The sequence below is a fragment of the Clostridium felsineum DSM 794 genome, from assembly GCF_002006355.2.
Lineage (GTDB): Bacteria > Bacillota > Clostridia > Clostridiales > Clostridiaceae > Clostridium_S > Clostridium_S felsineum.
Genome location: NZ_CP096980.1, coordinates 164,424 through 190,425, shown reverse-complemented (window position 1 = coordinate 190,425; position 26,002 = coordinate 164,424). Strand labels below are relative to the sequence as shown.

The 26,002-nt window shown below is 31.0% G+C and carries 28 protein-coding genes; 14 read left to right on the top strand and 14 right to left on the bottom strand.

Features of this window, described 5'->3' with window-relative positions:
* Positions 1–149 precede the first annotated feature (149 nt).
* Positions 150–647 carry a MogA/MoaB family molybdenum cofactor biosynthesis protein gene (locus CLFE_RS00975; protein ID WP_077833544.1) on the bottom strand — a complete coding sequence of 166 codons (498 nt, stop codon included), beginning with the start codon at positions 645–647 and terminating at the stop codon, positions 150–152.
* Between the two features lie 263 nt (positions 648–910).
* Here CLFE_RS00975 and CLFE_RS00970 point away from each other — a divergent pair, with 263 nt between their 5' ends.
* The 12 genes from CLFE_RS00970 to CLFE_RS00915 all read left to right on the top strand — a co-directional run bounded on the left by CLFE_RS00970 (position 911) and on the right by CLFE_RS00915 (position 11,028).
* Positions 911–1,264, top strand: coding sequence for a Na-translocating system protein MpsC family protein (locus tag CLFE_RS00970; protein WP_077833545.1), 354 nt, complete (start codon positions 911–913; stop codon positions 1,262–1,264).
* 138 nt (positions 1,265–1,402) lie between these two features.
* Positions 1,403–3,541, top strand: coding sequence for a formate dehydrogenase subunit alpha (gene fdhF / locus CLFE_RS00965; RefSeq protein ID WP_077895128.1), 2,139 nt, complete (start codon positions 1,403–1,405; stop codon positions 3,539–3,541).
* Complete coding sequence (locus CLFE_RS00960) at positions 3,538–4,731, top strand: molybdopterin molybdotransferase MoeA (RefSeq protein ID WP_077895129.1); 1,194 nt, start codon at positions 3,538–3,540, stop codon at positions 4,729–4,731. The genes fdhF and CLFE_RS00960 overlap by 4 nt, the downstream gene beginning before the upstream one ends.
* A complete protein-coding gene (mobB, locus tag CLFE_RS00955; protein ID WP_077833548.1) occupies positions 4,712–5,260 on the top strand; it encodes a molybdopterin-guanine dinucleotide biosynthesis protein B in 549 nt (182 codons plus the stop codon). The genes CLFE_RS00960 and mobB overlap by 20 nt, the downstream gene beginning before the upstream one ends.
* Positions 5,253–6,041 (top strand): formate dehydrogenase accessory sulfurtransferase FdhD, encoded by a 789-nt coding sequence (gene fdhD / locus CLFE_RS00950; protein ID WP_077895130.1) that lies wholly within the window; start codon positions 5,253–5,255, stop codon positions 6,039–6,041. Before mobB ends, fdhD begins: the two co-directional genes overlap by 8 nt.
* 13 nt (positions 6,042–6,054) lie before the next feature.
* Positions 6,055–6,549 (top strand): 4Fe-4S dicluster domain-containing protein, encoded by a 495-nt coding sequence (locus tag CLFE_RS00945; protein ID WP_077895131.1) that lies wholly within the window; start codon positions 6,055–6,057, stop codon positions 6,547–6,549.
* Between the two features lie 24 nt (positions 6,550–6,573).
* Complete coding sequence (locus tag CLFE_RS00940) at positions 6,574–7,929, top strand: [FeFe] hydrogenase, group A (RefSeq protein WP_077895132.1); 1,356 nt, start codon at positions 6,574–6,576, stop codon at positions 7,927–7,929.
* 17 nt (positions 7,930–7,946) lie between these two features.
* Positions 7,947–8,516 carry a 4Fe-4S dicluster domain-containing protein gene (locus tag CLFE_RS00935; RefSeq protein ID WP_077895133.1) on the top strand — a complete coding sequence of 190 codons (570 nt, stop codon included), beginning with the start codon at positions 7,947–7,949 and terminating at the stop codon, positions 8,514–8,516.
* Positions 8,517–8,525: 9 nt separating this feature from the next.
* Positions 8,526–9,131 carry a molybdenum cofactor guanylyltransferase gene (locus tag CLFE_RS00930; protein ID WP_077895134.1) on the top strand — a complete coding sequence of 202 codons (606 nt, stop codon included), beginning with the start codon at positions 8,526–8,528 and terminating at the stop codon, positions 9,129–9,131.
* A gap of 14 nt (positions 9,132–9,145) precedes the next feature.
* Positions 9,146–10,096 carry a GTP 3',8-cyclase MoaA gene (gene moaA / locus CLFE_RS00925; protein ID WP_077895135.1) on the top strand — a complete coding sequence of 317 codons (951 nt, stop codon included), beginning with the start codon at positions 9,146–9,148 and terminating at the stop codon, positions 10,094–10,096.
* A 4-nt stretch (positions 10,097–10,100) separates the two neighbouring features.
* Entirely contained in the window at positions 10,101–10,574 is a 474-nt protein-coding gene (moaC, locus tag CLFE_RS00920; RefSeq protein ID WP_077895136.1) for a cyclic pyranopterin monophosphate synthase MoaC, read from the top strand.
* 13 nt (positions 10,575–10,587) lie between these two features.
* Positions 10,588–11,028, top strand: a complete 441-nt coding sequence (locus tag CLFE_RS00915; RefSeq protein WP_077833556.1) for an MOSC domain-containing protein — start codon at positions 10,588–10,590, stop codon at positions 11,026–11,028.
* A 55-nt stretch (positions 11,029–11,083) separates the two neighbouring features.
* Here CLFE_RS00915 and CLFE_RS00910 read toward each other — a convergent pair whose 3' ends face one another.
* The 6 genes from CLFE_RS00910 to CLFE_RS00885 form a co-directional block, all read right to left on the bottom strand.
* Positions 11,084–11,845, bottom strand: a complete 762-nt coding sequence (locus tag CLFE_RS00910) for a nucleoside phosphorylase (protein WP_077833557.1) — start codon at positions 11,843–11,845, stop codon at positions 11,084–11,086.
* 37 nt (positions 11,846–11,882) lie between these two features.
* Positions 11,883–12,353 (bottom strand): hypothetical protein, encoded by a 471-nt coding sequence (locus CLFE_RS00905; protein ID WP_077895137.1) that lies wholly within the window; start codon positions 12,351–12,353, stop codon positions 11,883–11,885.
* Between the two features lie 171 nt (positions 12,354–12,524).
* Positions 12,525–14,123, bottom strand: a complete 1,599-nt coding sequence (locus tag CLFE_RS00900) for a glycosyl hydrolase family 28 protein (RefSeq protein WP_077895138.1) — start codon at positions 14,121–14,123, stop codon at positions 12,525–12,527.
* Positions 14,124–14,135: 12 nt separating this feature from the next.
* A complete protein-coding gene (locus CLFE_RS00895; protein WP_077895139.1) occupies positions 14,136–15,761 on the bottom strand; it encodes a glycosyl hydrolase family 28 protein in 1,626 nt (541 codons plus the stop codon).
* A 157-nt stretch (positions 15,762–15,918) separates the two neighbouring features.
* Complete coding sequence (locus CLFE_RS00890; RefSeq protein ID WP_077833561.1) at positions 15,919–16,203, bottom strand: DUF4491 family protein; 285 nt, start codon at positions 16,201–16,203, stop codon at positions 15,919–15,921.
* 23 nt (positions 16,204–16,226) lie between these two features.
* Entirely contained in the window at positions 16,227–16,964 is a 738-nt protein-coding gene (locus CLFE_RS00885; protein WP_077850982.1) for an MBL fold metallo-hydrolase, read from the bottom strand.
* A 170-nt stretch (positions 16,965–17,134) separates the two neighbouring features.
* On the opposite strand from CLFE_RS00885, the gene CLFE_RS00880 reads away from it, so the two are divergent.
* Entirely contained in the window at positions 17,135–17,722 is a 588-nt protein-coding gene (locus tag CLFE_RS00880; protein ID WP_077833563.1) for a TetR/AcrR family transcriptional regulator, read from the top strand.
* A 249-nt stretch (positions 17,723–17,971) separates the two neighbouring features.
* On the opposite strand, the gene CLFE_RS00875 is transcribed toward CLFE_RS00880, so the two are convergent.
* The 7 genes from CLFE_RS00875 to CLFE_RS00845 form a co-directional block, all read right to left on the bottom strand.
* Complete coding sequence (locus CLFE_RS00875; protein ID WP_077895140.1) at positions 17,972–20,080, bottom strand: methyl-accepting chemotaxis protein; 2,109 nt, start codon at positions 20,078–20,080, stop codon at positions 17,972–17,974.
* A gap of 220 nt (positions 20,081–20,300) precedes the next feature.
* Entirely contained in the window at positions 20,301–20,825 is a 525-nt protein-coding gene (locus CLFE_RS00870; protein ID WP_077895141.1) for a VOC family protein, read from the bottom strand.
* The gene (locus CLFE_RS00865) at positions 20,812–21,228 is read right to left on the bottom strand and encodes a VOC family protein (RefSeq protein WP_077895142.1); all 417 of its coding nucleotides are present in this window, start codon (positions 21,226–21,228) and stop codon (positions 20,812–20,814) included. The genes CLFE_RS00870 and CLFE_RS00865 overlap by 14 nt, the downstream gene beginning before the upstream one ends.
* Positions 21,229–21,376: 148 nt before the next feature.
* Positions 21,377–21,751 (bottom strand): DUF956 family protein, encoded by a 375-nt coding sequence (locus CLFE_RS00860; RefSeq protein ID WP_077850986.1) that lies wholly within the window; start codon positions 21,749–21,751, stop codon positions 21,377–21,379.
* 164 nt (positions 21,752–21,915) lie between these two features.
* Positions 21,916–22,827, bottom strand: a complete 912-nt coding sequence (locus tag CLFE_RS00855; RefSeq protein ID WP_077833589.1) for a PTS system mannose/fructose/sorbose family transporter subunit IID — start codon at positions 22,825–22,827, stop codon at positions 21,916–21,918.
* Between the two features lie 19 nt (positions 22,828–22,846).
* Entirely contained in the window at positions 22,847–23,653 is an 807-nt protein-coding gene (locus tag CLFE_RS00850) for a PTS mannose/fructose/sorbose transporter subunit IIC (protein ID WP_077833568.1), read from the bottom strand.
* 36 nt (positions 23,654–23,689) lie between these two features.
* Positions 23,690–24,667 carry a mannose/fructose/sorbose PTS transporter subunit IIA gene (locus CLFE_RS00845; RefSeq protein ID WP_077850987.1) on the bottom strand — a complete coding sequence of 326 codons (978 nt, stop codon included), beginning with the start codon at positions 24,665–24,667 and terminating at the stop codon, positions 23,690–23,692.
* A 534-nt stretch (positions 24,668–25,201) separates the two neighbouring features.
* Between CLFE_RS00845 and CLFE_RS00840 the strand changes: the two genes are divergently transcribed.
* Positions 25,202–25,933, top strand: coding sequence for a GntR family transcriptional regulator (locus CLFE_RS00840; protein ID WP_077833570.1), 732 nt, complete (start codon positions 25,202–25,204; stop codon positions 25,931–25,933).
* Positions 25,934–26,002: the final 69 nt, after the last annotated feature.

The following is a 26,002-nucleotide window of genomic DNA, read 5'->3' as shown; positions in this document are numbered from 1 at the left end:
TAATAAAACTAAAAGTATCAAAGCAAAATTAACATGTTTTTTAAAACAATTTCTCAAAACTATAAATCCTTTCTTTAATGTATTACAACTAAATAAATTTGAAAAATGTATAAAGCTTTTATTATAAATCAACTTAAAATAGACTCTTATTACTCTCTTAGTTTAGCACATTCAGAGGCTTCTCCTGTCAAAATCTTCACGCCATGAGGAATAGCACTTAATATTGCTTGCAAATTTTCCACAGCTCCTTTAGGACTTCCCGGCAAATTTATTATTATACTGGATTTGCGTATACCACTTACCGCTCTAGAAAGCATAGCATGTGGTGTAATTTTTAATGACTCGGCTCTCATAACCTCATTAAAACCTGGGGTTAATTTTTCTACCACTTCAAGAGTTGCTTCTGGAGTAATATCTCGTTTTGAAAAGCCAGTACCACCATTAGTCAAAATCAGATTGATTTTAACATCATCACATAAATGCTTTAATTCTTTTATAATAATATCCTTTTCATCGGGAATTATTTTAAAATATTCTACTGTATAGGAATCTTCAGGAAGAATTTTTGCTATTGACGGTCCTGTTAAATCTTCTCTTTCCTTAGAATATCCCTTATCACTAATAGTCAAGATTGCCGTTTTAATCATTTTTTCCTCCTATATTTAAAACTTTAATATTATATTATGCTTATTTTATCAAAATTGCAATAAACAAAAAAATACAGAAAGCTTTCGATTTTTAGAGAAAATGAGAAAATATCATAAATTTTTGGATTAATTTAGAATTATATAAAACTTTATGAGTAAATTTTAGATTTATACTAATTGACTAATCCAGACTAAAATATTAAAATGAAGTAAACTATAAAATGAAATTTTTATAGCTATTAACGTAAAAAGAAGTGTTATTTATGTTACAAAAATATGAAAAAACTGAATTTCAAGAAAGAATAAAGAGACTTGTGGTCAAAATAGTAAAACATTATAGAGGCAAAGGACCAGACTATGTTAAAGTAAAAATCATAGATGATAACAACTTCAACATAGAAATAAAAGGTATTCTTTCAAACTTATCTGAAATATTGGTAGATGAGGGAGCAACAGATTTAGTTACTAACTACTGGAAGGTTATGAAGCCTCATTTGGAAAAAAGCTTTTATGATGATGTAAAAGCGGAATTAGGACAAGGCTTTCAGTATGCTTGGAAAATATATAATTTCAAAAATAAAGAAAGAACAATAGAAATTAATATAAAGTTAATATAAAAGTTAAAATGGTTAGATTTTTTAAGAAAGATTTATCTTAGCTTATAAATAAACCAGTATGAACGTGCTATTTCACAGAGAAAGTATGTTTATGCTGGTTTTTTGTTTTTAATAAAATTGAAAAAGGAGATAAATGACATGGAGAAAAAAGTATTAACAGTCTGTCCTTATTGTGGCACAGGATGTAACCTATACCTAGTTGTTAAAGATGGTGAAATTGTAAGAGCAGAACCAGCTGATGGAACAAATAATAAAGGAAGTTTATGTTTAAAAGGATACTATGGTTGGGACTTCTTAAATGATCCTCAGCTTTTAACAAAAAGAATAAAGAAACCAATGATCAGAAAAAATGGTGAATTAGAAGAAGTGAGTTGGGATGAAGCTGTAAAGTTCACAGCAGAAAACCTAATAAAAATAAAAGCAAAATATGGACCAGATGCAATAATGGGAACAGGTTCTGCAAGAGGACCAGGAAATGAATCTAATTATGTAATGCAAAAATTTATGAGAGCTGCTATAGGAACAAATAACATAGACCATTGCGCAAGAGTTTGTCACGGCCCCTCTGTTGCAGGACTTAGTTATTCTTTAGGTGATGGTGCTATGTCTAACTCAATTCCTGAAATAAACAATGCAGATTTAATATTTGTATTTGGCTATAATCCTACAGAAACTCATCCGATTGTTGCAAAAAGAATTGTAGAAGCTAAATCTAATGGCGCAAAGGTAATTGTAACAGATCCAAGAAAAACAGATACTGTAAGACTTTCAGACCAATGGCTTCAACTAAACAATGGAACTAATATGGCAATAGTTAATTCTTTTGGAAATGTACTTATTGAAGAAAACTTATATGATGAAGAGTATGTGAAAAACTATACTGAAGGTTTTGAAGAATATAAAAAAACAGTAGCAAAATACACTCCAGAATATGCAGAAAAAATAACAGGAGTTAAAGCTGAAGATATAAGACGTGCTATGCGAAGTTATGCTAAAGCAAAAAATGCTATGATTCTCTACGGAATGGGAGTGTGTCAATTTTCACAAGCTGTTGATGTTGTAAAAGGTCTTGCCTCCATAGCTTTACTAACAGGAAACTTTGGACGTGAAAGCGTTGGTATTGGACCAGTAAGAGGTCAAAATAATGTTCAAGGAACTTGTGACATGGGAGTTCTCCCAAACTATTTCCCCGGCTATCAAAAGGTTATAGATAAAAAAATTAGAGAAAAGTTTGAAAAAGCTTGGGGTGTTAAACTACCAAAGGAAAATGGTTATGTTTTAACTGAAGTGCCAAAGCTAGTTTTAGAGGAAGACAAATTAAAAGCATACTATATATTTGGTGAAGATCCTGTACAGAGTGATCCTGATGCAGAAGAAATTCGTGAGGCATTAGACAAGATGGAATTCGTAATTGTGCAAGACATATTTATGAATAAAACAGCCCTTCATGCTGATGTTGTACTTCCAGCAACCTCTTGGGGTGAACATGATGGTGTTTATAGCTCTGCTGATAGAGGCTTTCAAAGAATAAGAAAAGCAGTAGATCCAATTGGCGATGCAAAACCAGATTGGGAAATAATTTCTTTAATCTCAACAGCTATGGGATATCCAATGAAATATAAGGATACAAAAGAAATTTGGGATGAAATGAGAAGTCTTTCACCTAAATTCGCTGGTGCAAGTTATGAAAAAATGGAAAAGCAAGGAACTGTTTTATGGCCTTGTACATCACAAGCGGATAACGGTACTCCTTATCTATATGCTGAAAACAAATTTGCCACTGAAAATGGAAAGGGTAAATTATTTGCAACTGAGTGGAGAGAACCTGCTGAAAAAATTAGTAAAGACTATCCATTAGTACTTTCAACAGTTAGAGAAGTAGGTCATTATTCTGTAAGAACTATGACAGGAAATTGTCGTGCGCTTCAAAATTTAGCTGATGAGCCAGGATATATTCAAATGAGTATAGAAGATGCAAAAGAACTTGGAATAAAAGATCAGGAATTAGTAACAGTTTCATCAAAAAGGGGTAAAGTAATAAGCAGAGCTTGGATTAGTGGACGAACTAAAAAAGGCGCAACTTATATGACTTACCAATGGTGGATTGGTGCATGCAATGAACTTACAATAGGAAGCCTAGATCCAATTTCTAAAACTCCAGAATTTAAATATTGTGCTGTTAGAGTTGAAAGAATAGATAATCAAAAGAAAGCAGAAGAAGAATTAATAAACAAGTATTCTAAGCTAAGAAAAGATATGGGGATTGATATAAAATGATTTCAAAAGAAGAAGCTTTAAACTTAATTTTAAATACTGTAAAACCTATAGGAACAGAAACTGTCTCTTTAGAAAACTCATTAGATATGGTTTTAGCAGATGATATATATTCAAAGGATTATTTGCCTCCCTTTAATAAATCAGCCATGGATGGATACGCAATAAAAAGTTCTGACACTACAAAAGAGAATTTAACCTTTAATATAATTAAAACAATAAAGGCTGGCGATTTTTTTAATGGAGTTGTCCATAATGGTGAAGCCTATAAAATCATGACAGGTGCCCCTGTTCCAGCAGGCGCAGATTGTGTTATACAAATCGAAAAGGTTAAAGTAAATGGTTCTAAACTTACTGTACCTGAAAATTTATCAGAAGGTCTAAACATAATAAAAAAAGGTGAGGAAATAGAAGTAGGACAAATTGCTTTAAAGAAAAATCAATGTATTAGGCCAATGGAAATTGGAATGCTTGCATCTTTAGGTTATAGCTCAGTAAATGTATATAAAAAGCCCGTAGTATGCCTTATTATAACTGGTGATGAATTAGTTGATATAACTAACAATCTTACCTTAGGAAAAATAAGAAATAGTAACGAACATACTTTAAAAGCACTAATAGCAAAAACAGGTGCTAAAAGCTTATCCTATGGGATTATTAAGGATGAAAAAGAAGTACTAAAAAATAGTATAAAAAACGCTCTTGAAGCTTCAGATATTATAATAACTTCAGGTGGCGCTTCTGTTGGAGATTATGATTTTACTTCTCAGGTCTTAGGAGAACTTAATTGTGAAGAACTATTTTCCTCAGTAGCAATTAAACCAGGAAAACCAATAAGCTTTTGGAAATTTAATAATAAATACATTTTTAGTCTACCTGGCAACCCATTATCAGCATTAATAACCTTTGAGGAATTTATAAAACCTGCTATAGAAAAAATAATGAATAAATACAATAAAAAAGAACTTTTTCCTGTAATGTTAGGTGATTGTTTCAAAGGAAAAACCGGAAGAGATAAATACATACTTGTAAGAATTGAAAATAAAAACGGAAAAAATATTGCCTACAAAATTGGCTCTCAAAGTTCTAATGCATTAATGACTTCAACAAAGGCCAATGGTGTAGTAATACTGCCAAAAGAAAGTAATAAAGCTAATGTAGGAGAATTTTTATATGGAAAGTATTTATTTTAAAAAAGGAACTGTCCCTATAGTTTCAATAATCGCTAAGCAATCAAATACAGGTAAAACAACTCTTATAGAAGGTATTATTAAAGTTCTAAAAACTAGAAATTATAGTATTGGTGTTCTAAAACATGATGCTCATAAATTTGAAATTGATAAAGAAGGAAAAGATAGCTATAGATTTTCAAAAGCAGGTGCAGATGTAACAATAGTGTCTTCAAAGGACAAATTAGCACTAATTGAAAACTTAAAAGAAGAAAAAGAACTTAAAGATATTATTTCAATGTTTGGCTACCAAGATTTAATAATAATAGAAGGCTATAAAAATAATGATTATCCTAAAATAGAAGTCTATAGAAAAGAAGTAAATTCCGAATTAATTTATAGTACTGCAAAAAATAAGAACTCATTTGTAGCAATCGCTACAAATGAGGCTCTAGATATTAATTTAATTCAGTTAGATATAAACGACATAGAAAAAATAGCAGGCTTTATAGAAGAAAAATTTATAAAAGAGAGAAGTTTTCAAAATGAATAAAACACAAACATGTAAAGTTTATAAAATAGAAGATAGAAGAGAATCCCAAATAGATGAGCTTTTAGTTCGTGAATATCCATTGACCATATTTTTGAATAAGAAAAAACTTGCAACCCTTCTTTGCAGCCCCGAAAACTTAAAATCATTAGCTATAGGTTTTTTAAGAACAGAAGGTTTAATAAAAAGTATTGATGATATCAGTTCTATAGATTTAAACGAAGAAAAAGGCATGGCTTATGTATCTACACAAAATGGAGTTAGCGAAGAAAGGTTCTTTTCTAAAAAAATAGATTTAGAAAATATAAAATCCAACAATACAACAGGAATTCAAAATTTTTTAAAGTCATTAAACTGTAACCCTGTAGAAAGTAATACTACTATTTCCGTTTCTAAAATCTTCGAGTTTATGAAGAAAGATCTTGATTATTCAGAAGTATTTAAAAAAACTGGAGGAGTTCATTGCGTTGCTCTTTGTAGTAATAAAGATATGCTTATAGTATATGAGGACGTAGCAAGACATAATGCCCTTGATAAAGTAATTGGTGAAGCTATTGTTAAAAAACTTTATTTAAAAGATAAAATAGTAATATTAAGCGGACGAGTCTCCCTTGAAATGATATTAAAGGCAGCAAAGCTTGAAATTCCAATAATAATCTCAAAGTCTGCACCCACAAGTCTTTCTGTGGCATTAGCTAATCAGCTTAATATAACTTTAGTGGGCTTTGTACGTGGAAATAAAATGAATATATATGCTAATAATTTTAGAATTGAAAATAATTAGGTGGTGAAAAACTATGAAATGTAATTCTTTTGTAATAGCAGACGCTAAAAAATGTGTTGGGTGTAAAATGTGTGAAATGGCATGTCATAAGGCACACAATAGCCAAGAAACTACTATCGGCAATATGAGAAAAAATTTAGTATCAAGAATTCATGTTATAAAAACTAATGAAGGAAAAGCCCCTGTGCAATGCAGACATTGTGAAGACGCACCTTGTGCAAAAGCATGTGCCTTAGGTGCAATTAGAGAAGAAGATAATATAATTGTAGTTGATGAAAGCAAGTGCGTTGGGTGTAAACTTTGTACCGTTGCATGCCCTTTTGGTGCAATTGAAATAGGCAAAAATGAACAAGGAAAAAATGTAGCTTTAAAATGTGATATGTGTAAAGCAAAAGATGAACAAGCTTGTGTAAAAGCCTGTCCTAAAAAAGCATTGAGAGTTTTTAATGTTGATGAAGATAAGAAATCCAAAAACAGTATAGCAGTAGAAAACTTACCTGCTATCTAGGTTATACACTAAAACTTTAATTAAATAGAAAGAGGCTTCACATTGGTTAAAATAGATAAAAATTTATGTACAGGATGTGAGCAATGCAAAATAGTTTGTCCTGTAAATGCTATAAAAGGAAAAAAGGGAGAGCCTCAAAATATTGATAGTGATATTTGCGTTTCCTGTGGACAATGTGTACAAATTTGTTCATCTTACTCCATGTATACAGAACAGAAAAAAAATGAAAGAAAAATACTTAAAACAGTTAATGAGCCAATGTTCGCAGCTTTTTATGAAGGAAAAATAACAGATGTTGAAGTAAAACTAAAAGATAAAGAACTTTATAAAATAGTTCAATGTGCACCAGCTGTTAGAGTCTCTTTAGCAGAAGAATTTGGTTTTCCCTCTGGAAGTCTAACTCCAGGGAAACTTGCCGCTGCTCTTCGTCTACTTAACTTTGACAAAGTATATGATACAAATTTTGCAGCAGATTTAACTATTATGGAAGAGGGAAGTGAACTTGTACGTAGAGTTACCTCAGGAGAAAATCTTCCAATGTTTACTTCCTGTTGTCCTGCATGGGTAAAATATATAGAACAAACTTATCCAGAACTTTTAAACCACCTTTCAAGTTGCAGATCACCTCAACAAATGGCAGGTTCAATATTTAAAACCTATGGCGCTAAACTTGATAGTGTTAAAAGTGAAAAAATATACAGCGTTGCAGTAATGCCCTGTACCTGCAAACAGTTTGAGTGTGACAGACCAGAAATGATAGCAAGCGGCTATAAAGATGTAGATGCTATTATTACAACAAGAGAACTTGCCCAATTAATAAAGGCAAAAGGAATAGATTTTAAAAACTTAAAAGATGAAAATTTTGATACTCCCCTTGGAAAATATAGTGGTGCTGGTAATATCTTCGGAGTCACAGGCGGTGTTATGGAAGCAGCATTAAGAACGGGGTATTCCCTAATCACAAAAGAAGAAATTCCAAAACTTGATCTAGAGGAGGTTAGAGGAACAGAAGGGATTATAGATGCCTCTATTACAATTGGAAATATTACTCTTAAAGTGGCTGTTGTATGTGGTCTTAAGAATATAGTTCAAATTTTAGAAAGTGTTAAAAATGGTATGTGTAAATATCATTTTATAGAAGTAATGACTTGCCCAAAAGGCTGTATTAGTGGTGGTGGACAGCCTAAATTCTTTACCGTAGAGGATAGAGAAAAAGCTTATATAAGTAGAAGAACCTCTATGTTTGAACATGATAAAAATCTACCTATAAGGAAATCCCATGAAAACCCTTATGTAAAGAAGATTTATAAAGAATTTCTTGGAGCGCCTTTAGGCAAAAAATCTCATCATTTATTACACACACAATATACAAAAAGATAGTTTAAGGAGGAAAAAAAATGAATAGTTTTGTAATAGCAAATTCAAAAAAATGTATAGGATGTAGAACCTGTGAAGCTGCTTGTGTTATGGCACACTCTGATGGTGACATATTAGTAAAGAAAAAAGATCTCTTAAAATTTAATCCTCGCCTTAAGGTTATAAAAACTGATAATGTAAGTGCACCTATTCAATGTAGACATTGCGAAGATGCTCCTTGTGCAAATGCATGTCCAAATGGTTCAATATATAACAAGGACGGAAAAATATTAATAAATGAAGATACCTGTATAGGCTGTAAATCTTGTGTTGTGGCCTGTCCTTTTGGTGCAATAGATATGATTGAAGATAAAAAAGATGGTAAAATAGTATTACAAGCTGGACTTAAACAAAAAAATGAAGGAACTCTCGAAAATAAAGGACGAGTTATTGCAAACAAATGTGATTTATGTGATGGTAGAGAAAGAGGTCCTGCTTGCGTAGAGGTATGCCCAACAAAAGCTCTTAATTTTATAGAAGCTGATAAACTAAAGGAAATCATAGATGAAAAAAGAAATAAAACTGCTGAAAGCTTAGGAAGAATGGTGTAAATTTAAAAAATGAAATATTTTGGTACTGCAGTCATATTAGCCGGTGGTAAAAGTAGTCGTATGGGCTTCGATAAGCAATTCATGGAAATACAAAATAACGTTATTGTAGATGTTCTTTATGAAATCCTAAAAAAAGAATTTAATGACGTTTTAGTTATTACTAATAAACCTTATAAATATAGCAATCCACCATTTAGAATAAAAACTGATGAACTTCCCTCTATGGGACCTTTATCTGGTATTCATTCAGCTCTTAAAAGTAGTCAAAGTGAATATGCTTATTTTATTGCTTGTGATATGCCTAACGTAAGTCTTCCTTATATAAGATTTATGAAAAAAAAACTCCTTGAAAAGAAAAGTAATGCTTGTATTACAAAAACTAATAAAGGTATTGAACCCTTTAATGCTTTTTATAATATAAGTATTATAAATACAATAGAAAATCTATTAAAAGGGAACAAGAAATCTATGCTGTCTCTAGTTGACAGTATAGATACCTTTTATGTTGAAGAATATGAAGCAAGGGCATACTCTAATAATTTAGAGATGTTCACTAATATTAATACAAAAGCAGAATTATATAGATTTTTAAATACTAAAGGTAAAACTTTGTGAGAAAAGAGGGACGTATGCTTGATTCTTATGGTAGAAAAATAAATTATTTAAGAGTATCTGTTACAGACAATTGCAATCTAAATTGTAAATACTGTAGACCATATACAATCTCAAATAAAAAAAATAATAATATTACATTAGAAGAAATATGTACAATTGTAAAGGGCTTTGTTAAAACTGGCGTAGATAAAGTACGTATAACTGGCGGTGAGCCGCTTGTAAGAAATGATATTCTTACAATAGTTGAAAAAATTCACGAAATAGATGGCATAAAAGATTTAGCTATGACTACTAATGGACTGCTATTAAGTAAATATGCTAAAGATTTAAAGTCTGCTGGACTTAATCGCGTAAACGTAAGTCTTGATACCTTAGATTCAAAAAAGTATTTTGAGATAACAAAAGGTGGTAGTCTAAAAATGGTTTTAAAGGGAATCGAAGCTGCTAAAAAAGCTGGTCTATCTCCTATAAAACTAAATGTAGTATTAATGAAGAACTTTAATGAAGAAGACATTATAAGCTTTATTAATTTAACTAAATATGAAGATATAGATGTACGATTTATTGAACTTATGCCTATAGGAACACTTAAAGATTGGTCACTTTCAAAGTACCTTAATAACCATATAGTTTTTAAAAAGGTTCCTAACTTAATTGAAGTAGCACCACTAGATATATCATCACCAGCAAAATACTATAGTTTACCTAGTGCCAAAGGACGTATTGGACTTATAAATCCTATATCCTGTAAATTTTGTAGTAACTGTAATAGAATTAGGCTTACAGCTGATGGTAAACTCAAACCCTGTCTTCATTCTAATACAGAGTTTGATATTAGAAAGTTAATATTAGCAGGAAAAAATATTGATGATTTTATACAGGATATAATAATTAACAAACCTAAAGAACATTATTTGGAAGATGGCAGGTATATATATAGGCAAATGTCAGAAATAGGAGGATAACTTTATGGAGTTAACACATTTTAATGATAATGGCAGAGCTAGAATGGTAAACGTAAGCGAAAAAAAAGACACTGTTAGAACTGCTGTAGCAAAGGGAAAAATACGATTACAAAAAGAAACTATTAAATTAATTAAAGACAATGGTATAAAAAAGGGAGATGTTCTAGCTGTCGCTCAAGTTGCTGGAATAATGGGGGCAAAAAAAACAGCTGATCTGATTCCTATGTGTCATAATATTATAATCACAGGTTCAGATATTAACTTTAAAATTTTTGATAACTATATTGAAATAGAAGCTGAAGTTTCAACTGTAGGAAAGACTGGTATTGAAATGGAAGCACTATCAGCAGTATCAGCTGCTGCTCTAACTATTTATGATATGTGCAAAGCAGTTGATAAGGAAATGATTATTGATAATATAACTCTAGTAAAAAAAACTGGCGGAAGAAGCGGAGATTTTTATAAAGAATATAAATAAGGAGAAATGCATTATGGCAAAAGTCGTATCAATTAACATTAGCGACAAAAAAGGAGTAGTAAAAACTCCCATTAATGAAGGTGAATTTATTGAAGATTATGGGCTTAAGGATGATGCTCATGCTGGAAAATGGCATAGACAGGTGAGCCTTTTAGCAAAGGAAAGTATAGATAAAATGACAGCTCTGGGCGTTATGGATTTAAGCTTTGGAAAATTTGCCGAGAACATAACTACAGAAGGTATAGTATTATACACACTTCCTGTTGGAACTAAATTAAAAATTGGACGAACTATTCATGAAGTAACTCAAATAGGTAAAGAATGCCATACTGGATGTGCCATAAAAAATAAAGTTGGTCAATGCATAATGCCTAAAGAAGGTATATTTACCAGAGTAATAACTGGTGGAAGAATCAAAGCAGGAGATATTATAGAAATTATTAATGAAGACTAAAATTAAACTTCCTAAGGATGGGTATTGTACAACTAATTAGTTGTGTAACCCACTCCTACATGGTAACAGCTTCAAAAGCCAATTTCAAAACCATCTCATGTGCTGAAATTCCAAAAGCTCTTCTATCATAGCTATCTAAATTTGCTAAAGTATCCGCAGTAAAAAGGATTTGTCCAAATACACTATTTCTAAAACTAGCACAAGCAGCTAAAGCAGAACATTCCATCTCAACTACTATACAGCCTTCTTCTATCCTATACTTAACCATTTCTCTAGTTTCACGAAAAAATCCATCTGTTGACCAAGTTTTTCCCTCTACATACTTAAGCCCTAGTTTATTACTTGCCTTTTTAATAGCTTCAATTGCTTTAGAATTAAGTCCAATCTCCCTTGATGGCTCTAAATAATGATAAGAAGTTCCTTCGTCTCTTAGTGCTTTTACTGGTATTATTACTTCATTTTCATCAAAATCAAGAAGAGCACCAGCACTACCACAGGCTATAATTTCATTGACTCCTCTTGATATTAAAAATTCTAACATCTGAACTGAAGCCGCCGCACCAACTGGAGACTCACAGAAACACACCTTTTCTCCCTTATATATTGTTTTATAGACTGGATACCTTCTTATAATAGATTCGTATTCATCTATTTTTATTGCGTGAATTTTACTAGCATAATTTTCAATAGTCTCACCTAAAAAAGCAAAAACACATTTTTGTGGTAAGTTCTTTTCACCTGCGCTATTTGCCATTATCACCGCTAATTTGTCTGTATCACGCTCTAATATAGGATACTTATTCTTTATTACCGACATAGTATTCACCTCTCATTTATAATACAAAAATTAGGATTTATATTCTTTGCTTCCTTATTCTTAAATATAAATAATTTATCAAAAAACCTGTAACAGCCCCTCCAATTATAGCCACAGGAAGCCAGCTATAAATTTCAGTCCAAACACTACCCACAAAAAAGCTCTCCACATTGCTAATATAAAATTTATCTCTATAATTAGATATGTATAAAAATTTCATAGATGTTTGTCCTATAAAAACCAGCTTGAAAATCATGTATAGAGAGTATGATACAATTGCTAAGCTCCACACTAGAACATTAGAAAACACCGCTGCTTTTCTAGAATTAGAAATTTTAGTTTCATATATAACTATAGGTATAGCTGGAACTAACCAAACTGCCCAATCTATTATAAAAAGTAATAAATGCGAATTTTTTAATGCCCCTACAGTAACTTCTTGATAAAAAAAATCAAATATGCCAAATACAATCCCTATTATAATGTAAACTATCCACCGCTTTTTCACAAATACACTCTCCTCTACTTGTTCACCTAAAACTTTTAATATTATATATGATTATATCAATTTATTTACTCTGATTACAGCTTAAATTTATAGTGACTACAATATTTACACATCAAAAAGACAGCATCTATACTCGTTATAAATGCTGTCTTTAAATATAAATACTATTTATTAATTTTGTGGTGAACAGTTAATGTATTTAACATTTGTTGTATTAGAACTTGTCCATGGATTAACTCCACTATTTGTAAATGTAACGTTATTAAACACACTGTTCTTCAAATAATTTATTGATGCGCCATTCTTACATGAATCTAAATTTATGTTATTTAGCTGTATATTCGAGTTGTACTGACTTGGGAGAGCATTTGCCCATATTCCATAGCCACCAGCACCCTTACATGTAACATTTGATATATTAACATTTTTAAAATATCCTGGAACAGCTGCTGGTTTATCAACCTGTGTTAATCCATAATTGCTATCAAAGGATATTGCATCATTAACTATGTTTTCCATAGTAACATCCCTTACAACAACATTTTTAGTTCCTCCGCCTATCTCTTTACTGGTTTTAAAACGAAGACCTATATTTGTTCCATTAAAATCACAATCTTCAACAGAAACATCTTTAATCCACGCACCAGTATAACTTCCGAAAACTACTCCACCGTGTCCTCTTTTAGTTGTACAATCGAATATTCTTAAATAACTGTCTGCTGAATTTGGATCATTTACAGCATCTTGTCCATAGCCTGCATTAAGATTTATACAATCATCTCCATTATCGAAATAACTGTTAAATATGTTAGTGTGCTGACTTGTAGCTATGTCAATACCATCTGCATTATGAATTCCATATGTCTTTGCTGAAATTCCATCTACAGTTATCTTCTTACTATAACTTACAAATATAGTATGTTCAGATGGATTTATTAAAGTAAGTCCTCCAAGATAAAAACCATTTACACCTTTTGCTGTAATTAAATCACTTCTACCCTTGTCTCCCTTTAAATTTGTTTGAATCTGTCCAAGCGTAGTAAGCTTTCCTCCATTATAACTTCCACCACTTACAGTACCGCTCCCATAAACTTTTACATTCGATATACTACCATAATTTTCAGTGTAAGCATTTATAAGTCCCATATAATTATTAGTTGAATAGTATGGAAATCTCTTGCTTGTAAATGCATAATCATCAGGGTTATCACTTCCAAGAAGTGTTCCATCTATTCTAAGTGACATGTTACTTTTTAAATTAAGTGCTCCTGATAAAAAGGTTCCTTGTGGAATAACAACAATTCCGCCATCTGTACAAGCATTTATTGCAGCCTGAATCTTATCTGTATTTAAAGTTTTGCCATCTCCTACTGCTCCATATTTAGTTACATCAAAAATCTGAGCGTCTTTAGCTGTTCTTTGCTCTACAATCTTACTCTCCTTTGATTCTGTATTATCCTTAAGCCTTGCTTTAATTGTAAATTTGTATTTAGTACTTGGATTTAAACCTGTAACTGTATAATTAAGATTAGTTGTATTAGCTACAAATTGTCCATCCTTATAAACATTATAGCTTGCAACATTTGAATAATCAGCAGGTTTATCCCATATAAGTGTCACCTGTGTATCTGTATATCCTAAAGTTGGAACCTCTAAGCTTTGAGGTTGATTCATTAATACACTTGCATTGGCTTTAATGTTTGTAAATGCTGTCATGCTAAAAAGAAACATTGATGCTGCTAAAATACTTTTTAATCTTTTGTTATTCATTTTACTATCTCCTTATTTGCCTTTTTTAGCTGCTTGAGGACTTGGTGTACAATTAACGTAATTAACATTATTAGTATTTGAACTTGTCCATGGTGCTGCTCCACTATTAACAAAATTAACCCCAGTAAATGTACTGTTTTGAAGATAATTTATAGATGCACCCTTTTTACAACTGTTTAATGTAATATTGTTTAAGTTTATGTTTGAATTATATTGTGATGGAAGTGCATTAACCCATATTCCATAACCACCAGCCTTTTGACAAGTAACATTTGATACATCTATATCATGGAAATATCCAGGTACTGGTGCTGGATTATCAACAGGAGTTAATCCATAATTACTATCAAAAGATATTGCATCATTAACAATGTTCTCCATAGTAATATCTCTTACCTTTACAAATCTAGCTCCTCCACCTATGTTTTTGCTTGTCTTAAATCTAAGTCCTATATTTGTTCCATTAAAATCACAATCCTCAACAGAAACATTTTGAATCCATGAGCCAGTGTAACTACCAAAAACTACACCGCCATGACCACGACCAGTGTTTGAGTTGAATATTCTTATATTATTATCAGGCATATTCTCTTTAACTGCATCTTGACCATAGCCTGAATTAAGATTTATACAATCATCTCCATTATCAAAATAGCTGTTGAATATATTTGCTGTATCACTATTAGCTAAATCAATACCATCTGCATTGTGTATGCCGTAAGTCTTAACAGATATACCATCTACCGTTACATTTTTACTATAGCTTATAAATATAGCATGTTCAGCTGGATTTACGATATTAACTCCGCCAAGATAAAGACCAGTTACGCCCTTGGCTGTAATTAAATCTCCTCTTCCCTTATCTCCCTCTAATTTGGTTTCAGCTTGTCCCAATTTTGTAAGGTTTCCGCTTGCATAAGTTCCTCCATTTACAGTACCATTTCCAAATATTTTTACATTTGAAATGCTTCCATAATTACTTGTATATGCATTTATTAATCCCATGTAATTACTAGTTGAATAGTATGGGAATCTCTTACTTGTAAATGCATAATCACTAGGATTATCACTGCCAAGAAGTGTTCCATCTATCCTAAGTGACATGTTACTTTTTAAATAAATAGCGCCTGATAAAAATGTTCCCTGTGGAATTACAACTGTACCTCCATCTGTGCAAGCATTTATCGCCGCTTGAATTTTGTCAGTATTTAAAGTTTTTCCATCTCCTACAGCTCCATATTTAGTTACATCAAAAATTTGAGAAGCTGGAGCAGTCTTTTGAGTGACAACTGTACTATCCTGTGATTCAGTATTGTCAGAGTATTTAGCTCTAACTTTAAATGTATAACTTGAATTAGGATTTAAATTAGTAACTGTATAATTTAGTTTCTTTGTATTTGCTACCAAAGAATTATTTACATAAACATCATAACTTGCAACTTTTGAATAGTCGGTTGGTTTGTCCCATATAACAGTAACAGAATTATCTGTATACCCTAAAGTTGGAACGATAACATTTTGAGGTACATTACTTATAGAGTCAGCTTTAACAGAATTTCCGTTAACGTTAACAATTGAAGTGCTAAATAACAAGAAAGCAGTAGCTAGTATTGCTTGTATTTTATATTTCCCTAACATTTTTAAATCCCCCTTTAATAACTATACTATACATATATTTTACTAACCCTTAAAAATTACTTCAACTTGCTAAAAAATAATCTAGATTTATTACTCCCCAAAAACCCTTACTTAGCTATAGTATACGTATTCATTCTCACTTGTTAAGTTATTTTTATTACTTTCTTTTAGAATTTGATGGAAACCAGCCTTTTTCCACTCTCTTTTCTTGTTCAAATATTTCTTTAATGCTCCATAAACATGTTGCTCCAATAACTCCCATAATAGTAGCTACTATTGTTTGCTTCTGAACTAAAGAAATTCCTATAAAAATAACCCCTAACACCAAGAATAAAGGCCATACCCTCTTTGTAAAATAATATTCCATTTTTATTACAATAGGATGAAATAATCCTATTATAATAAATGAAATTGCTGCTATAATGATACCCTCAAAATTCATATTACTCCTCCAAACCTAGAACATTATAAATTTTTCCAAATATTTTTCTTGAGCTTATCTATATAAAACTCTTTGCCATGAGCAGGATATATTTTTTTACTTCCTAATTTTATTATCTTATTCCAACTCTCATAATACTCCTTTTTATCCATAATAAAAATAACACAATTCTTAGTTCCACAGAACCTAAGCATACTAGCTGCTGCATCTCCAACAAAACAATCTCCATCTTCAAACAATATGGAAACCGAATCAATAGTATGTCCTGGAGTTTCTATTATTTTGCCTGGTAGATTTATGCCTAATTCTTTTAGCGTAACTTCTTTATTAAAAATAATATCATTTTCTCTACTTTCATATGGAGGAAATTTAAAATTGTTTTCCTTTTTTACTCCTAAAACCTTCGAAACATAAAGATTTTTGTATTTAATTAAAAACTCTATTCTTTTGTTTAAAAGACCTCCACCATGAGTTTGATCATTTTCTCCTACTTTAATAAGTTCATTTGTTTTATCTGACATAACAACTTTAATAGCCTTATTTTTATTTACTAATAAACTCAGAAATCCTGCATGATCATCATGATGATGTGTTAGTATTACATATGAAATTTGACCTACTTTAATACCACTTTCTTCAAGTCTTTTATTGAAAAGTTCCCAGTCTTCCTTATATCCTGTATCTATAAGTACATATTTTTCATTTTCTATTTTTAATAAATAATCGTTTGTTACACTTAACTTCAGCTTCAATACGTTCATATTATACTCCCCTTTATTTTAAAATATGAGCTAATACTCATATTTTAAATATACTATTATATCGTAAAGTAGTCAACAAAAACATGAGTTATTGCTCATGTTTTATTGACTACTTTAATCACTAATGATAAACTATTTTAATGAAACCTATAAAATCGGGGGGCTAAAAATTGAGGACACCTAAACAAGCTCGTGGAAAACAAACAAAAGAAAAAATAATAACTGCTGCTTTCGAACTCTTTTCAGAAAAAGGCTACAATGGCACAAGTTCTAATGAAATTGCTTCAAAGGCGGGAGTTGCTATTGGAAGCTTTTATTCATATTTTAAAGATAAAAAGCAACTTTTTATAGAAGTTTTAAATAACTATTATGATAATATCTCAAAAATATCATTTTCAAGAACCATTGATGATATTAATAATTTTGATGATTTTATATATTCTTCTATACACCTTGCACTTAAAGCTCATGAATATTATCCTAGATTTCATAGAGAAGTAAGTATAATGGAGCTTTCTGATAATGATATATGTAATTTAGTACTTGAGCATGAAAAAATCAAATTTGAATCTTTTAAAGAATTAGTTGAACCTTACAAAGATATTTTTAAGTTTGATAATTTAGAAGAAGCTCTATTTCTTATTTATAATACTATTGAAAACACTGTACATATAATTGCCTTTTCGCAAACTACTGTAAACAAAACAGTTCTAATTGATGAACTTATAACTATGATAAAAAAATATATTAGTGTATAAAAAAAACAGCTATAAAATTAGAGAATTTAACTTTTCTCTAATTTATGCTGTCAGAATTTACGAAATGGAAATTACTAAATGTTTTTTCGTAAATTCAAAAGGAGAAACAACAATAACTTTACACTTATAAATCAACAAAATTAACTAGGCTCATTTCACTTATTATTATATAAGTGAAATGTTATATAAACTTTAAGAAATGATTTAAATGAGTTAAGTTTATGTTAAGATGTGTTCATAAACCTGTTCTTAAACCTTAAACCTTTCTATAAGTCCCTCAAGTTCATTAGCTTTTTTATTAAGTCCTGCTGCTAAGGCAAATACTTGTTCCATAGCAGCCAATTCTTCTTCAGAAGCTGCTGCAACCTCTTGAACACTAGTTGAAAAATCTGAAGCTATTTGCCTTACATCATTAACTTTAACTGTTACCTTCCTTGAATTATTAAATATAGCCTCTGTTACTGACGTTACACTTTCAACCTGCTTTGTAATATCTTTTACAGACTCTAGTATTCTTTTAAAATCCTCTCCTGCTTCACTTACTATTTTTAATCCATCATCTACATTTTTAGTGACAGCTTCCATTTTATTTATTGAATCGTTACTTTCTTTTTGTATTAAATGTATTATATCTGAAATCTCATTTGCTGAAGAAGCTGATTGTTCAGCAAGTTTTCTTACTTCATCTGCAACAACTGCAAATCCTTTACCTGCTTCTCCTGCTCTAGCAGCTTCTATGGATGCATTTAACGCCAATAAATCGCTTTCATTTGCTATGTCTGTAATTTTAGTTATAATTTCTCCTATATTCTTTGATCTTTCCCCTAGCTTATAAATAGTAGAATTAGACTCTATAACCGAATCATTTATATTGTTCATCATATTAATTGTTTCCATTACAGATTGATTACCCTTTTTAGCAAACTCATCCATTTGGTTTGATGACTGTAAAACTTTATTTGACTTCTCTTTAATATGCTCTATATCTTTTGACACTTTTTCCATTTCAAGCGATGCATCCTTTGTAATTTGAACCTGTGATTCTGCACCTGCTGCTATATTTTGAATTGAATTTGCAATATCATTTGCGGCATTAGCTGTTTCTTCTGTTGTTTTTGCTAAAACCTGCGTTGAGTTAATAACCTCACTAGAAACATTTTTACTTGCCCTTATCATAGATGAAAAAGACCTTAACATATTATTTAATGCCTTAATTATAAGACCCGTTTCATCATTTATCTCGTGTACTATTTCTTCATCTAATTTTCCTTTAGAAATAGCACTTGTACTGCTCTCGATTATTTGCATTGTTCCTTTTATTGCCTGATAAAAAGATATAAATATATAAATCAAAACAAGCATCGTTAACAGGGAAATTAATAAAACAAATACTCTTAAATTTTTCACTGAAATATTATCCTTATTTAGCATAGTCATTAACTGAGTAGATTCATTTCCTATCAATGTATATATTTTATCTACAGTTGTAGTTGCTGTATTAAAATATTCTCCTGAATCGATAGTTATTTGACTCTTGTTTAATAATTCATTATTGATTAAACTTATAAGATCCTTTGTACTTCCAAATACCTCTGTTGTCTGTGAACTTAATTTTCCCTTCATTTCAGGCATAGTTTTATATACTATATCCATACCCCTTATAGATGAATTAAGATTACTGGTTGCTACTTGAGTTAAATATAACAGCTTGAATTTTTCCTCACTTGTTATGGACTTTTTAGCTGCCACTCCTGAACCTGTACCTCTTGCTAATGCAACATTTTCAGCTACAATAGGCAATTTATTCACTATAGTATCCACCAAATAAAACTTATCTACCTTTTGCTCTAATATTAAGTTTGATTTATCTGAAATACTATAATCGAAATTCATTACCTTGCTTATTAAAGCATTATGCTTGTCTATAAGTTCCTTTCCTTTATAATTTGTATCTTGTATTCCTAACAATGACCAGTCTTTTTTTATACTATTCCATTCATCAGTAACATCAATTTTACTTTTATATTCTTCATTTATTTTATCAATAGCTGATATATCATTTTTTATTTCTGATTCCTTTTTAATTATTTGTTCTTTTACAGTTAAATTACCGTTTATAAACATCAAAGTAAAACCTCTATGCTGTTGTACATGCTTCAATAATATAGTGGTTTCATTAATATACTTTAATCCCTTAATTTGATTATTACTAACTGCAACATCATTATTCAGCTTATTAAGGAAAAAGCTTAGGATAGCTATAAGTGGTAGTAAAAATATCATAAAAATCAATAAAAACTTTTTAGAATATTTTAATTTATTCATAAGCTTGATTCCGGGATCAAAAAGCTTGTTCATAAATTTTCCTCCTTGGTTTATTTTTCTTTTGTTAATGAACTATAGACTTATCCTCCTTCTCTCTCAAATCACCTGTAGAATATTTATCGTTCATTATTTAACTCAGCTAATATGTATTAATGAATTGGCTTAACTTAACAATTTTACTGGGTTTATATGTGAATTCTTGTATGTTTTATAAATAAAAAAAGAGCCCTTTTATAGCTCCAAATGTATATAATTACCTTAAATATACTTGCTTTAACTTTTTTACATCTATTTTTTTCATTTTGAATAATTCCTTCATAACTTTCTCACTATCCTCACTATTGCACCTTTCTAATATCCTCTCAAGTTCAGTAGGAACTATCTGCCATGATATACCATACTTATCCTTAAGCCACCCACATTGTACTTCTTCTCCACCATCTGAAAGCTTATTCCATAACTCATCTATCTCATCTTGATTATCACAGTTAACAAAAAACGATATTGCTGGTGTAAAATTAAATACTGGACCTCCATTCAAAGCAATAAATTTTTGCCCTTCAATTTCATACTGTACTGTCATAACATTACCTTTTGACATACTAGAAACCTCTGCTCCTGCTTCACCATAATAACTTATATTTAATATCTTTGAATTCTTAAAAATTGACACATAAAAATTCGCTGCTTCTTCTGCCTCATTATTAAACCATAAATGAGGAACTATCTTTTGAGTATAGTCTTTCCTTACCTTTTCACTACCATTATTTATCTTCATAACTGATTTGCCAACCTATTCCAAACTTATCTATTACATATCCGTAGCTTTTACTCCAAAAGGTTTCTTGGAGTTCCATTACTACAGTACCTTCTTCTTTAAGTTTATTAAAAATTGATTTAGTCTCTTCTATGTTATTAATTGTAACCACAAGAGTTATATTATTTCCAACAACTAGCTCCATACCTTGCGTAATATCAGAAAACATAATTTTACTACCCTTTACCTCAAGTTCTGCATTAAGTATTAGGCTTTTTGTTTTATCATCAAGTTTAAAGCCTTCTCTTTGTGGCATATCACCGTAAAGCATAATTTTAGGCTTATCTGTTCTAAAAACCTTTGCATAAAATTCAACAGCTTCACGACAATTACCATTAAAATTTACATACGCTTGTATAGCCATTCCTTTGCCTCTTTCCTTAATAAAATATTTCCTCTGTTAATATATCCTTTATTAAATTGAATTATCCTTATAAAAATAAGTGTTTACAACTTTGCTTAAAAAGTTATAAACACTTATTTATCTTTATATAAAAGCTTCCCACCCATAATTAGCTCTTTTTAAATTTGGATTTTACTGCTCTTTTTATAACGTCAAAAAAACTTAACGATTGAACCATACGACTTGGATCAACATATTTTCTAACAGCACGAAGTACTTTTTTAGCTTCTTTAGAAGAAAACGTATAGGTACCATTTTTCTTCGTTTTAATTGCATATCGTGGAATCCACTTTCCTTTAAAAAGTACAGATGCAATAACATAGTCAACCTCTTCCCAAGGAATTTGAATAAATTTATGAGAATCACGAGAATTATAAAATTCAAAACCTTTGTCACCGATCATAATTTTCCCATAATCTGAAAAACCCGTAAAAGCTGTTGCATCCATTACTAAATCCACTTTTGTATTGAGCGATTGAACCATCGGATCTACCTCTTTTCTACTTATACACACATTTATTTATATTATATATTTTTTATTTGTCCATATCAATCAGATGATACCTTACGTTTTAAGAAAAGCCAGAGCTCAGTAAAACATATTAAATCAATTAATGTGTTTTAACAGAACCCCGGCTTAATAAAATACTACATTAGACCGATTAAGTGGAAAACAATACCAAGTACGAATAATCCAAGAATAATTATAATTGGTGATACTTTCTTCTTAAGCAGCCACATACAAATAAGTGTTACTACTAATCCTGCCAGTCCAGGAATCAATGAATCCAAGTTATTTTGAAGCGTTGTAATCTTATGATCAGTTAATGACATTCCGCCTGCCTGTTGTGTCAACGCTTGTTGAATACCCTTCGCTCCAGCAGGAAGCTTGCTCCAATCAATAAACGCACCATCACTTAGTTTAACAGATGATACTATCGGTGTAAATTTAACAGATACCCATCTATTAACTAATGATCCCAATATGAACATACCAAGGATGGATGCTCCCTTTGTAATATCTTGTAATAAACCACCTGATAAATCATCAGTAATACGAGAACCTGCTTTATATCCAAACTCTTGTGTATACCACATAAATGACATACGAATAATATTCCAAGCAAAGAAATATATAAATGGTCCAAGTATATTACCACTCATAGCAAGAGACGCAGCTAATGCTCCTAGAATTGGTTTAACAGTAAACCAGAAAACTGGATCTCCGATACCAGCTAAAGGTCCCATCATACCAATCTTAACACCCTGAACAGTTACATCATCGATTGGTGCACCATTTGCACGTTCTTCTTCTAAGGCTAAAGTTACACCTATGATTGGTGAAGCTACATATGGATGAGTATTAAAGAACTCCAGATGACGTTCCAATGCAGCTGCACGTTCTTCTTTAGTCTTATACAATTTTTTGATTGCGGGAATCAAAGCAAATGCCCAACCACCATTTTGCATTCTTTCATAATTCCAAGAACCTTGAAGGAAAAATGAACGAAACCAAACAGAAATACGATCTTTTTTTGTTAATTTTAATTCTTGTGACATATTCGTGTTCTCTCCCTTCCTAATATTTATCAATAAGATCACCTAATGGATCACCAGTATTTGATCCTCCACCATGACCTGATCCGCCTTGTTTACCAAGTGCCAAGTAAATAAGAGCTATAGCTACACCAATTGCACCTAATCCGATAAGTGTAATTTGTGAAACAGTTGCCAATACAAATCCAACTGCAAAGAATGGCCATACTTCTTTTGTTGCCATCATGTTTATTACCATTGCGTAACCAACAGCAACAACCATTCCACCACCGATTGATAAACCGTCTGTTAACCAAGTAGGCATAGATTGAAGTAATGTACGAATAGGACCAGCACCAATTGCTAAAATTAAAGCTGCTGGGATTGCAATACGAACACCCTGCATGCAAATAGCAATAATATGCCACATTTCAACTTTTCTTATATTTCCTTCTTTAGCAGCAGCATCCATGAAATGTACGAACGCTGTAGCAATAGTACGACAAATAATTGTTAATAATAGTCCTGCAACAGCTAATGGCACAGCAATAGCAATAGCTGAAGAAACTCCTGCTTTACCTTGACCTCCAAGAACTAGAATAATTGCAGATGCAACAGATGCTAATGCTGCATCAGGCGCTACAGCAGCACCTATATTTGCCCAACCTAAGGCAATCATTTGAAGCGTACCGCCTAATATTAGGCATGGTACTAAGTTACCTGTAACTAAGCCGATTAACGTACACGCAATTACTGGTTGGTGAAAATGAAATTCATCCAAAATACCTTCAGTACCAGCTAAAAATGCCACGATAACTACTAATATCATTTGAATTATATTTAAACTCACGATTATTAATCCTCCTTTTCTTTATAAATAGTTAGATTATTTTAATTTATTTAATTCCTCTTGTGCTCTCTTTAATATTTCGTCCATATTTCCTTTTGAATCATTTGGAACCTTACGAACATCAAAATTTAATCCTGATGATTTAAGCTTATTGAAAGTATCAATATCCTTTTGATTGAAAGCAAGTACTTTATTTGGTTGAACTTTACCTATAGAGTGAGCCATAGAACCAACATTAATTGTCTTTAAAGGTACTCCACCCTCTACTGCTCTAAGTACGTCTTCTGGATTTTCAAAAAGAAGCATTGCACGTTGTCCTCCAAAATGCTCATTATCTTTTGCAAGTTTAATCATGTGATTAATTGGAACAACATGAGCTTTAACGCCCGGAGGAGCTGCTTGTTGAATTAATTTCTTACGAAGTTCATCTTTAGCTACTGCATCTGATACAACAATAATTCTTGTAGGTTGAACAGTTTTTGTCCAAGCAGTAGCTACTTGACCGTGAAGTAAACGGGAATCTATACGTGCCAAAACATATTCGAAGGATCCTGGTGCTCCCATATTGGATTGGTTCATTGGTGCCTCAGATGCTTTACTAGTATCTTCTGGTTCCAATTCTTCAGGCTTAACTTTAACGCCTTCCTTAGCAGATTTTATAATATTAGCTGCTATTTCTTGTGCAGATTCCATTGAAAAACGTGCACCATAAGCTTCAAGCAGCATTGGTAGATTTAACCCAGCTACTATTGCCCATTTATCTTTGTGTTCTTCAAATAGACCATTCGCTTGGTTGAATGGCGTACCACCCCAAAGATCAACTAAGAATAAAACCTCTTCTTGGTTGTCAAAGGATGCGATTGCGTCTTTCATTTTTGCTTTAATATCGTTAGGTCCTTCACTAGGCATTAATGTAACCGCTTGCACATTTTCTTGTTCTCCAAAAATCATCTTACCAGATTGCAAGATACCTTTAGCAAATTCTCCGTGACTAGCAAGAATAATTCCTACCATCTTTATACCTCCTATCCTTTATTTGTTACAAAAACAAAAGGCATGAGCATTGGAAATAAAACTTAATAATATATGTTTAAATTTCATCACACCACTGGCACATTAAATTAAATGATAAAAAACGAAATATTAATAATACCTTGTAAGAGTGCACAAAGCCTGTGATATAGTAAACACATATTAAGTTATTTTATTTACCTATGCTTATGCCTGATCGAATCAGTAACACGCTAGATATAATATTTTATTTGAATCTCACTGGGAACCCTCACTTATACATCCCCATCTTGATTACGTTTTCATATTAACATACTATTTTTTATTATGCAATACATTTTTAAAAATCTCCTTTATTTATTTTTTATAGAGCATTTTTCATCTTAAAATTTCATATATATTTTTATTAACTTTAATACATATTGGTATATACAACATGTCAACTATATATTATAATTGTATTATACAGTATAAATATTTTTCAATCTAATATTATTGATAATTACAACTTGTTTAATATAGAGGGAGGTTCTCAATTTGAGAAAGATTTCAAAAGATAATCCAGTACCTATTTATTATCAAATTAAAGAAATACTTTTGGAAATGATAGAAAATGAAGAATTAAAATATGGCGATACAATACCAACAGAAAGAGAGATATGTGAATTTCAAGGTGTAAGTAGAATGACTGTTAATAAGGCAATTCTTGAACTTGTAAATCAGGGTATATTGTATAGAGAACAGGGGAAAGGTACCTTTGTTGCTAAACCAAAAGAAATGAAAGAATTAAAATATTTAAAGAGTTTTACAGAAGAAATGAAAGAAAAGGGATTAGATGTAGAGGTAAAAATTCTATCTTTTCAAGTTAAGCAAGCAACAAAACAAGTTAAAATAATGCTTAACATGGCAGAAGAAGATAATAAAGTTATAGAAATCAAAAGACTAAGAATAAGTAATAACGAACCAGTTGCTATAGAAACTGCATATATTCCCCATAACTTATGTCCAGATATGACTAAAGAAATGATAGAAGGTAAATCACTATACAATATCTTTAGAGATAAATATAAATATTATCCTGATAAGGCTAAGCAAACTATAGAACCTATTATGTTAAACGAGTATGAGCGTACACTTTTAAATCAACCGAGTACTTCCTTGGCACTACTATTTAAAAGAAGTACTTACACAAAAGATGGAATTCATTTAGAATACACTAATGCAATTTACAGAAGTGATAAGTATAAATATGAAGTTATTTTAGAATAAATAAGTTGCTGAATAAATATTTAATGATTACTGTATTAAGTTTTTATTCAGTTTATCTTAACAAATTCT

Coding starts and splice junctions, on each gene's coding strand:
- CLFE_RS00975 (WP_077833544.1), bottom strand. CDS start 647: ATGATTAAAACGGCAATCTTGACTATTAGTGATAAGGGATATTCTAAG.
- CLFE_RS00970 (WP_077833545.1), top strand. CDS start 911: ATGTTACAAAAATATGAAAAAACTGAATTTCAAGAAAGAATAAAGAGA.
- fdhF (WP_077895128.1), top strand. CDS start 1,403: ATGGAGAAAAAAGTATTAACAGTCTGTCCTTATTGTGGCACAGGATGT.
- CLFE_RS00960 (WP_077895129.1), top strand. CDS start 3,538: ATGATTTCAAAAGAAGAAGCTTTAAACTTAATTTTAAATACTGTAAAA.
- mobB (WP_077833548.1), top strand. CDS start 4,712: ATGGAAAGTATTTATTTTAAAAAAGGAACTGTCCCTATAGTTTCAATA.
- fdhD (WP_077895130.1), top strand. CDS start 5,253: ATGAATAAAACACAAACATGTAAAGTTTATAAAATAGAAGATAGAAGA.
- CLFE_RS00945 (WP_077895131.1), top strand. CDS start 6,055: ATGAAATGTAATTCTTTTGTAATAGCAGACGCTAAAAAATGTGTTGGG.
- CLFE_RS00935 (WP_077895133.1), top strand. CDS start 7,947: ATGAATAGTTTTGTAATAGCAAATTCAAAAAAATGTATAGGATGTAGA.
- CLFE_RS00930 (WP_077895134.1), top strand. CDS start 8,526: ATGAAATATTTTGGTACTGCAGTCATATTAGCCGGTGGTAAAAGTAGT.
- moaA (WP_077895135.1), top strand. CDS start 9,146: ATGCTTGATTCTTATGGTAGAAAAATAAATTATTTAAGAGTATCTGTT.
- moaC (WP_077895136.1), top strand. CDS start 10,101: ATGGAGTTAACACATTTTAATGATAATGGCAGAGCTAGAATGGTAAAC.
- CLFE_RS00915 (WP_077833556.1), top strand. CDS start 10,588: ATGGCAAAAGTCGTATCAATTAACATTAGCGACAAAAAAGGAGTAGTA.
- CLFE_RS00910 (WP_077833557.1), bottom strand. CDS start 11,845: ATGTCGGTAATAAAGAATAAGTATCCTATATTAGAGCGTGATACAGAC.
- CLFE_RS00900 (WP_077895138.1), bottom strand. CDS start 14,123: ATGAATAACAAAAGATTAAAAAGTATTTTAGCAGCATCAATGTTTCTT.
- CLFE_RS00895 (WP_077895139.1), bottom strand. CDS start 15,761: ATGTTAGGGAAATATAAAATACAAGCAATACTAGCTACTGCTTTCTTG.
- CLFE_RS00890 (WP_077833561.1), bottom strand. CDS start 16,203: ATGAATTTTGAGGGTATCATTATAGCAGCAATTTCATTTATTATAATA.
- CLFE_RS00885 (WP_077850982.1), bottom strand. CDS start 16,964: ATGAACGTATTGAAGCTGAAGTTAAGTGTAACAAACGATTATTTATTA.
- CLFE_RS00875 (WP_077895140.1), bottom strand. CDS start 20,080: ATGAACAAGCTTTTTGATCCCGGAATCAAGCTTATGAATAAATTAAAA.
- CLFE_RS00870 (WP_077895141.1), bottom strand. CDS start 20,825: ATGAAGATAAATAATGGTAGTGAAAAGGTAAGGAAAGACTATACTCAA.
- CLFE_RS00865 (WP_077895142.1), bottom strand. CDS start 21,228: ATGGCTATACAAGCGTATGTAAATTTTAATGGTAATTGTCGTGAAGCT.
- CLFE_RS00860 (WP_077850986.1), bottom strand. CDS start 21,751: ATGGTTCAATCGCTCAATACAAAAGTGGATTTAGTAATGGATGCAACA.
- CLFE_RS00855 (WP_077833589.1), bottom strand. CDS start 22,827: ATGTCACAAGAATTAAAATTAACAAAAAAAGATCGTATTTCTGTTTGG.
- CLFE_RS00845 (WP_077850987.1), bottom strand. CDS start 24,667: ATGGTAGGAATTATTCTTGCTAGTCACGGAGAATTTGCTAAAGGTATC.